11 protein-coding genes are annotated in these 7,036 nt (G+C 69.6%); 9 read left to right on the forward strand and 2 right to left on the reverse strand.

What is annotated here, in order from left to right; translation table 11 throughout:
- Positions 1-144: 144 nt before the first annotated feature.
- From ASJ79_RS15120 to ASJ79_RS15130, 3 genes are all read left to right on the forward strand, one after another.
- Positions 145-438: a hypothetical protein gene (locus ASJ79_RS15120; protein WP_067956524.1), complete on the forward strand. Its 294-nt coding sequence runs from the start codon at positions 145-147 to the stop codon at positions 436-438.
- A gap of 47 nt (positions 439-485) precedes the next feature.
- Positions 486-692 carry a three-helix bundle dimerization domain-containing protein gene (locus tag ASJ79_RS15125; RefSeq protein ID WP_067956526.1) on the forward strand — a complete coding sequence of 69 codons (207 nt, stop codon included), beginning with the start codon at positions 486-488 and terminating at the stop codon, positions 690-692.
- 234 nt (positions 693-926) lie between these two features.
- On the forward strand, positions 927-1,349 hold the full coding sequence (locus ASJ79_RS15130; RefSeq protein WP_067956528.1) for a hypothetical protein: 423 nt from the start codon (positions 927-929) through the stop codon (positions 1,347-1,349).
- 19 nt (positions 1,350-1,368) lie between these two features.
- On the opposite strand, the gene ASJ79_RS15135 is transcribed toward ASJ79_RS15130, so the two are convergent.
- Complete coding sequence (locus tag ASJ79_RS15135; protein ID WP_067956512.1) at positions 1,369-1,722, reverse strand: helix-turn-helix transcriptional regulator; 354 nt, start codon at positions 1,720-1,722, stop codon at positions 1,369-1,371.
- A 78-nt stretch (positions 1,723-1,800) separates the two neighbouring features.
- Here ASJ79_RS15135 and ASJ79_RS15140 point away from each other — a divergent pair, with 78 nt between their 5' ends.
- The 4 genes from ASJ79_RS15140 (at position 1,801) to ASJ79_RS15155 (ending at position 4,144) form a co-directional block, all read left to right on the forward strand.
- Positions 1,801-2,298: an SRPBCC family protein gene (locus tag ASJ79_RS15140; protein WP_067956514.1), complete on the forward strand. Its 498-nt coding sequence runs from the start codon at positions 1,801-1,803 to the stop codon at positions 2,296-2,298.
- Positions 2,299-2,329: 31 nt separating this feature from the next.
- Positions 2,330-3,052: a Clp protease N-terminal domain-containing protein gene (locus tag ASJ79_RS15145; protein WP_067956517.1), complete on the forward strand. Its 723-nt coding sequence runs from the start codon at positions 2,330-2,332 to the stop codon at positions 3,050-3,052.
- Positions 3,053-3,128: 76 nt separating this feature from the next.
- On the forward strand, positions 3,129-3,623 hold the full coding sequence (locus tag ASJ79_RS15150; protein WP_197420224.1) for a hypothetical protein: 495 nt from the start codon (positions 3,129-3,131) through the stop codon (positions 3,621-3,623).
- Positions 3,608-4,144, forward strand: a complete 537-nt coding sequence (locus ASJ79_RS15155) for a GNAT family N-acetyltransferase (RefSeq protein ID WP_067956520.1) — start codon at positions 3,608-3,610, stop codon at positions 4,142-4,144. Before ASJ79_RS15150 ends, ASJ79_RS15155 begins: the two co-directional genes overlap by 16 nt.
- On the opposite strand, the gene zapE is transcribed toward ASJ79_RS15155, so the two are convergent.
- On the reverse strand, positions 4,120-5,157 hold the full coding sequence (zapE, locus tag ASJ79_RS15160; protein ID WP_067956522.1) for a cell division protein ZapE: 1,038 nt from the start codon (positions 5,155-5,157) through the stop codon (positions 4,120-4,122). The genes ASJ79_RS15155 and zapE overlap by 25 nt on opposite strands.
- A gap of 34 nt (positions 5,158-5,191) precedes the next feature.
- Between zapE and ASJ79_RS15165 the strand changes: the two genes are divergently transcribed.
- Together ASJ79_RS15165 and ASJ79_RS15170 are read left to right on the forward strand one after the other, a co-directional pair.
- Complete coding sequence (locus ASJ79_RS15165) at positions 5,192-5,977, forward strand: pyrimidine reductase family protein (RefSeq protein ID WP_067956523.1); 786 nt, start codon at positions 5,192-5,194, stop codon at positions 5,975-5,977.
- Positions 5,978-6,001: 24 nt separating this feature from the next.
- The coding region (locus ASJ79_RS15170) for an alpha/beta fold hydrolase (protein WP_231750858.1) at positions 6,002-7,036 on the forward strand (1,035 nt) is incomplete at its 3' end.

A 7,036-nucleotide genomic window follows, 5' to 3' on the forward strand; every position in this document is an offset into this window, starting at 1 on the left:
CAAAATCCGCCTCATCAACGCCCGCGGCTACGGCCACCACTCAGCCCGAACACTGACCTCAATGATCTATCTCTGCCTCGGCGGACTGCACCCTCAGCTACCCACAAGAACCTGAGGAGCCGCACATATGATCGAATGGTGGCGATGCAGAAGATCGGGCACGGCGGTCAGCCTCTCCGCCCGGTGTTCCGCCGCGTGCACCCGCCCCGGACCGTACTGGTCGACCTGGTCGCCCTGTTCCCGCGCGAACCACACTGCGACGGCCGCTACCACCCCAAAGGTCTGCAGATGGATTCCATCGTGGAAGGGGAGCTCAAGTGCTGGGGCCTCAGCGAGCAGGGCCGGTGGTGGGGTCTGGTCACCTATCCCATCCGGCACGGCAGCGAGAAAGATCCGGTGACGCACTGGGTTCCGGCGTCGGTGCTGCGACTGAAATAGCGCGGCGGGCGATTGACTGCCACGACGATCAGCGGCACGCTGTGGCGGTGATCGCGTTGACCGAACAGCAGATCATCGATCAGCTCGCGCAGCGGCTGGCCGATGCCCACGCCGAGGTTGAGCCGGCTCAGGTGACCGAGGTCGTGCAGGAGCAGTACGCCCGTTTCGCCGGCAGTCCCATCCGAGACTTCGTTCCACTGTTCGTCGAGCGCAACGCGACCGCCGAATTGAGCAGGCTCGGCGTCGGGGTCTGAGGTTTTCGAAGCAGAGACCTAACTGTCTATTAGGTCCCTCTCAGGTTGGGGCCATAGCTTCGACAGTGTTCGGTTGACTGAACCGCCAAGACGAACCCGATACGCTCGGCCCGCCATCTACCCCCCGGGTGGCGGGCCGAGATCATTCTCCGGGACCGAAAGCTCACAGCATTCCCGGCGCACCCGCTAATGTCGCGGTACGCCGGTACGGTGCCTGATGACCTAGGGGTGGACATGATCCGCGAGATGCTCGCAGCGGCCGCACTCGGCGCTGCGGTCCTGTGCTCCGCTCCGGCGGCGTCGGCCGAACCCGGGCCGATGTATCCCGACAAGCCGGGCCGCTACGCCACCGACGTACCCGGCATGATCTACGACGCCCATCTCACCGCGCCCTGCACGAACATGGACCGCTACACGTTCGGGCGCGGCCCCGGCGGCGAGGCGCTGCAGTGCCGGTGGATCCCGAATCAATGGCCGCCGATCTACACCGGCTTCTGGCAGATCAGCTACGAACTCGTCGGCGTCCGCGACATCGGCAGCCCGTGCCCGCAGCGGCAGTCCGCCGCGCAGGCGCCCGACGGCCGGCCGTTGGTGTGCATGGGTCCGCAGGGGTGGCAGGCCGGAAAGTTCAACGGGGTCGGCTTCACGCCGATGTGACCCGGCCGTGCGCGGGCCGTCACGGCGAGCGCAGCGTCCGGCTGGGCTCGATTCCGAACACCTCCTTGTAGGCGCTGCTGAATCGGCCCGGATGGCTGAACCCGCACCGTCCCGCGATCGAGGTCACGGTGTCGTAGGCCGGGTCGGCCGACTTGAGCTCGCGGTGCGCCCGCTCCAGCCGGATCCTCCTCAGATACTCCAGCGGCGTGGTCTTCATGTGCGCGCGAAACGCGTACTGGATCGCCCGCGGCGTCACGTCGGCCGCCGCGGCGATGTCGCGGATCGTGATGTCGTACTCCGCGTTCTCGTGGATGAAGTCCAGCGCTCGCCGCAGCATCCGCGGCTGCGCCGATGACCCCTCGCCCGCCTTCATAGTGGCTACGGATTCCCGAATTTCACCGAGTGCGAAACCCCAGAGTGACCCGCACCACTCGCATGACACCCTCGAGCGATGACAGATCGCATCGAGGTCTCCCGCACCATCGCCGCACCTGCCGCCGACATCTTCGCCGTGCTGTGCGACCCGCAGGGCCACGTCGCCATCGACGCCACCGGCATGCTGCAGGACGCCGACGGCACACCCGTCCTCGCCGTCGGAGACAGCTTCGTGGTGCACATGGATCGCGAGGCCCTCAACGACTACCCCGAACTCGGCCGCTACGACGTGACCGTACGGATCACCGAGTACGAGCGGGACCGGCTCATCGCGTGGACCATCCTGGGCCGGCTCACACCGCAGATCGGACACGTCTACGGCTACCGCCTGGAACCCGCCGGCCACGGCACCCGCGTCACGTCGTTCTACGACTGGTCCGACATTCACCCCCAGTGGCGCGACGCGGCGATCTTCCCCGTGGTGTCCGAGCTCGCCCTGCGCGGGACGCTCGGCATTCTCGACCGCACCGTGCGCCGCGGCTACCCACGACCAGATTCGTCAACCCAGGGTTGACGACTCGGCTTCGTCAACCTACGGTTGACGCATGAGTGACAACCCCAAGATCAGCCATCCCGTCCGGCTCGACGACCTCATCGACGTGATCACCCGTGTGCACGACGAGCCGCTCGACCAGCTCACCGACGCGGTGCTGGCCGCCGAGGCGCTCGGCGAGGTGGCCGACCACCTCATCGGGCATTTCGTCGACCAGGCCCGCCGCTCCGGTGCGTCGTGGACCGAGATCGGCAGATGCATGGGCGTCACCAAACAGGCCGCCCAGAAACGGTTCGTCCCGCGGACTCCGGTCGACACGGCCGCGCTCGACCCGAACGCGGGATTCAGCCGGTTCACCGAACGCGCCCGCAACGTCGTGGTCCAGGCCCAGAACAAGGCCCACGCCGCGGGCAACGCCGAGATCACGCCCGCGCACCTGATCCTGGCCCTGTTCGCCGACCCGACCGGCCTGGCCATGCGCCTGGTCGCCGACCAGGGCATCGACGTCGGCGCCGTGGCCGACCGCATCACGCTGCCGCCCCGCACCGACGGCGTCCCGGCGCTGATCCCGTTCGACACCCGCGCGAAGAAGGCGCTGGAGTTGACGTTCCGGCACGCACTGCGGCTGGGCCACAACTACATCGGCACCGAGCACCTGCTGCTGGCCCTGTACGAGGAGGAGGACGACGGCGGCGTGCTGCACGGCGTCGGCATCGACTGGGAACGCTTCGAGCGCGAGCTGCGTCAAGCGCTGGAGGCGCTGACCGCGCCGTGACCACACAGCGGCCCCGCAGCGCCGCCGACGACCAAGACCATCCAGCCGCGCCCGGCGGTGTGCGATCATGCCAAGCATGCGTCGCTGGCTCGTACTCCTGATCGCAACCCTGGCGACGCTCGGCGGCGTCGCCGCACCGCCGGCTTCGGCCGCCGGCATCCCGATCGGGCGTCTCGGCGACACGCTTCGCGTCGAATACGAGGGCCTGATCGCCGACGTGTCGGTCAACAACATCCTGCCGTCCCCGCCGCCGCCGGGCTTCGGTTATCCGCCGCGGGCGCCGCGCTACCAGGTCTTCCGCGCCGACATCACCGTCACCCCGGTCCAGATGCCGACGCCGTACGCGATGGCGATCACGTTCTCGTTCCGCGGCGTCACCCCGACCGGGGACGCCTACGAATCACGCAACAGCGACGCTCCCGACGCGCTGCAGCACATGATGCAGAACGCCGTGGCGGGCCGGCCGTTCACCGGCGGCGTGTGGTGGGACTGCTACCGCGACCTGGTGTCCAACGTGGTGCTGCTGGACAAGATCACCGGAACCCGCCTGGCGCAGTGGAACGTGGCCTGAGGGTCGTACCGGCCTGCGCCCGCCGGATCGCCGAACTCGCCGACGTCGCCGCCCGCACCTTCCCGCTGGCCTGCCCGCCCGCGGTGGGACCCGACGACGTCGCGGCGTTCATCGCCGAGAACCTGTCCGCCGAGCGGTTCACCGAGTACCTGACCGACCCCGACCGGGCCGTGCTCACCGCCGTCGAAGACGACCGGATCCTGGGCTACGCCATGATGATTCGCGGCGTACCCGACGACGCCGACGTCGCGGCGGCGGTCACCGCGCTTCCCACTGTGGAGGTGTCGAAGATGTACGTGCTGCCCGAGAGCCACGGCGCCGGTGCTGCTGCGGCGCTGATGACCGCGGCCCTACAGCACGCACGCTCACTGGGCGCCGCGTCGGTGTGGCTCGGCGTCAACCAGCGCAACGAACGCGCACAGCGCTTCTACGCCAAGCACGGCTTCACCGTCGCGGGCACCAAGCGGTTCCGCCTGGGCCGCCACTGGGAGCAGGACTACGTGATGGTGCGGCCGGCCTGACCGGCCGCGGTCATCGCCAGCAGCCGCGACGTCGCCCGCAGGTACTTCTTGCGGAAGCCACCGGCGAGCATCTCCTCGCTGAAGATGGTGTCGAGTTTGGTGCCCGACGCGACCACCGGGATGCCCGCGTCGTAGAGCCGGTCGGTCAGCGACACCAGCCGCAGCGCCACATTCTGGTCGTCGATCGGGTGCACACCGGTGATGAACACCGCGGACACGTCCTCGATCAACGTCAGGTACCGCGACGGGTGCATCGTGGCCAGATGCGCGCACAACGCGTCGAAGTCGTCGAGCGTCGCGCCCGGCACCTCCGCGGCCCGCTCGGCCACCTCCGCGTCGCTCGGCGGCTCGGGCGCCGGCGGCAGGTCACGGTGCCGGTAGTCCGGCCCCTCGATGCGCACGGTGGTGAACATCGCTGCCAGCGTGTTGATCTCGCGCAGGAAGTCCTGCGCGGCGAACCGGCCCTCCCCGAGCTGTTCGGGCAGCGTGTTCGACGTCGCGGCCACCGACACCCCGCGCTCGACGAGCGCCGACAGCAACCGCGAGATCAGCGTGGTGTTGCCGGGGTCGTCGAGCTCGAACTCGTCGATGCACACCAGCACGTACTCCGACAGCAGGTCGATGCACTCCAGGAAACCGAACACCCCGGCCAGCTGGGTGAGCTCACCGAACGTGGCGAACGCCTTCTTGCCCGACACCGCGTAGTACGACGAGGCCAGCAGGTGGGTCTTGCCGACACCGAACCCGCCGTCGAGGTAGACCCCGACCCCGGGCAGCACCTCACGCTTGCCGAACAGCTTCTTCTTGCCGGCCCGGCGCTGCTCGGCCTGCTCGCAGAACTGCCGACACGTCTGTACCGCCTTCGCCTGCGACGGTTCGGCCGGATCCGGCCGGTAGCTGTCGAAGCTGACGTCGGCGAAGGTGGGCGGCGGGATCAGCTGCGCGATCAGACGTTCCGGTGTGACGCTGGGCTGCCGATCCACCAGATGTGCGACATCACTGGACCCGTGCATGCACGCACCCTATCGGCGTGCTGTGATTCTGCGTATGTCCGCCGAGGGTGACGGGACGCAGTTCACAGTGCTGGGCCGGACCGGCGAGCTCGGTCGGGCCGACCTGGCGGGGCACTACGCCTACCCCGACGGCCTGCGGCGCTGCTGGGTGCGCGCCAACATGATCGCCTCCGCCGACGGCGGCGCGACCAGCGACGGGAAGTCCGGGGAGCTCGGCGGCGGGGGTGATCGCGCGCTGTTCTCGGCGCTGCGCGAACTCGCCGACGTGATCGTGGTCGGCGCGTCGACCGTTCGGGTGGAGAACTACTCGGGAGTGCAGTTCGGGGCGGCCGAGCGGCTGGCGCGGCAGCGCCGGGGCCAGTCCGAGGTGCCGCCGATCGCCGTCCTCACCCGGTCGGGCCGGATCGACCATGACGCCAGGCTGTTCGACCGCACCGAGGTCGCACCGCTGATCCTGACGTCGTCCGCCGCGCTCGACGCCACCCGGCAACGCCTGGGCAGGGTCGCCGAGGTGATCGACGCGTCCGGCCCGGACCCGGAATCCGCCGACCCGCGCACGGCGCTGGCGATCCTCGCCCAGCGCGGACTGCTGCGGGTGCTCACCGAGGGCGGTCCCCGCACGCTCGGCATGTTCAGCGCCGAGGACCTGCTCGACGAGCTCTGTTTGACCGTCGCGCCGAAAGTCGTCGGCGGCACCGCCGGGCGCATCGTCACCGGCCCGGACGAGGTGCATGCGCGGATGGAACTGCGGCATGCGCTGACCGACGGTCAGGGTTTTCTGTACCTGCGCTATGTCCGCTCGGCCGCCGAGGAAGGATAGGTGCCGGTCAGTACTGTGGTCCCCATGCGTCGTCTGCTGCCGGCTGTCGTGCTGTCGATGGCTGTCGTGCTCCCGCTGGCGGCCTGCTCCCCCGGCCTCGCCGCCAATCCACGCTTCGCCACCGATTCCGGCGCCGGCCCGCAGGGGGAACCACAGACCAGCGACCAGCCCCCGGGCCCGCCCGCCGTCGAGGCCCCGAAGAACGACCTGTCCTGGCGGGACTGCACCTCGCGGGTGTTCGCGTCGGCAGCCGTGCAGGCGCTGCCCGGCGTGAAACTCGACTGCGCCAGTTTCGACGCCGACCTCGACCCGATCAACGGCGCCAGCGGCACCGTCAGCATCGGGGTGGTCCGGGCGACGTCGGTGCAGACCCCCGCCGACGCCGGCCCGCTGGTGATGACCACGGGCTCGGACCTCCCGTCGTCGGTGCAGCTGCCCGTGTGGCTGTCCCGCGCGGGCGCGGACGTGCTCAAGAGCCACCCGATCGTGTCGGTGGACCGCCGCGGCATCGGCATGTCCGGGGCGCTGGACTGCCGCGACCTGTTCGACCGGCAGGAGATGTTCGAGCAGGCACAGTTCCAGCCCGGCGACGACCCCGTCGCCAACCTCGGGGCGATCACGATGACCGCGACGACGAGTTGCACCGACACGATCGCCCCCGGTGACTCCGCCTACGACAACGCCCACGCCGCCGAGGACATCGAGCGGCTGCGCACCACCTGGGACGTGCCCGCGCTGGCGCTGCTCGGCATCGGCAACGGCGCCCAGGTGGCGCTCGCGTATGCCGGGTCACATCCGAACAAGGTCGCCCGACTGCTGCTGGACTCACCGCTGCCGCTGGGCATCTCGGCCGAAGCCGCGACCGAGCAGCGGGTCAAGGGTGAGCAGGCCGCGCTCGACGCGTGGGCCGCGCAGAGCGTGGGAATCGTGTCTGGCCTGCGCCGTCGACGGCCGAACTCTTACGATCTTGCTCGTGGCTTCGGGGAGCTCGACACGACGGACGTCGTCGACCCGGGCAAACGACAGGGACCGCAACGGGGCGGGCCAAGTCCTCGACCC

It is taken from the genome of Mycobacterium sp. NAZ190054, from assembly GCF_001545925.1.
Classification (GTDB): Bacteria; Actinomycetota; Actinomycetes; order Mycobacteriales; family Mycobacteriaceae; genus Mycobacterium.

Coding starts and splice junctions, on each gene's coding strand:
- ASJ79_RS15120 (WP_067956524.1), top strand. CDS start 145: ATGCAGAAGATCGGGCACGGCGGTCAGCCTCTCCGCCCGGTGTTCCGC.
- ASJ79_RS15130 (WP_067956528.1), top strand. CDS start 927: ATGATCCGCGAGATGCTCGCAGCGGCCGCACTCGGCGCTGCGGTCCTG.
- ASJ79_RS15135 (WP_067956512.1), bottom strand. CDS start 1,722: ATGAAGGCGGGCGAGGGGTCATCGGCGCAGCCGCGGATGCTGCGGCGA.
- ASJ79_RS15140 (WP_067956514.1), top strand. CDS start 1,801: ATGACAGATCGCATCGAGGTCTCCCGCACCATCGCCGCACCTGCCGCC.
- ASJ79_RS15145 (WP_067956517.1), top strand. CDS start 2,330: ATGAGTGACAACCCCAAGATCAGCCATCCCGTCCGGCTCGACGACCTC.
- ASJ79_RS15150 (WP_197420224.1), top strand. CDS start 3,129: ATGCGTCGCTGGCTCGTACTCCTGATCGCAACCCTGGCGACGCTCGGC.
- zapE (WP_067956522.1), bottom strand. CDS start 5,157: ATGCACGGGTCCAGTGATGTCGCACATCTGGTGGATCGGCAGCCCAGC.
- ASJ79_RS15165 (WP_067956523.1), top strand. CDS start 5,192: ATGTCCGCCGAGGGTGACGGGACGCAGTTCACAGTGCTGGGCCGGACC.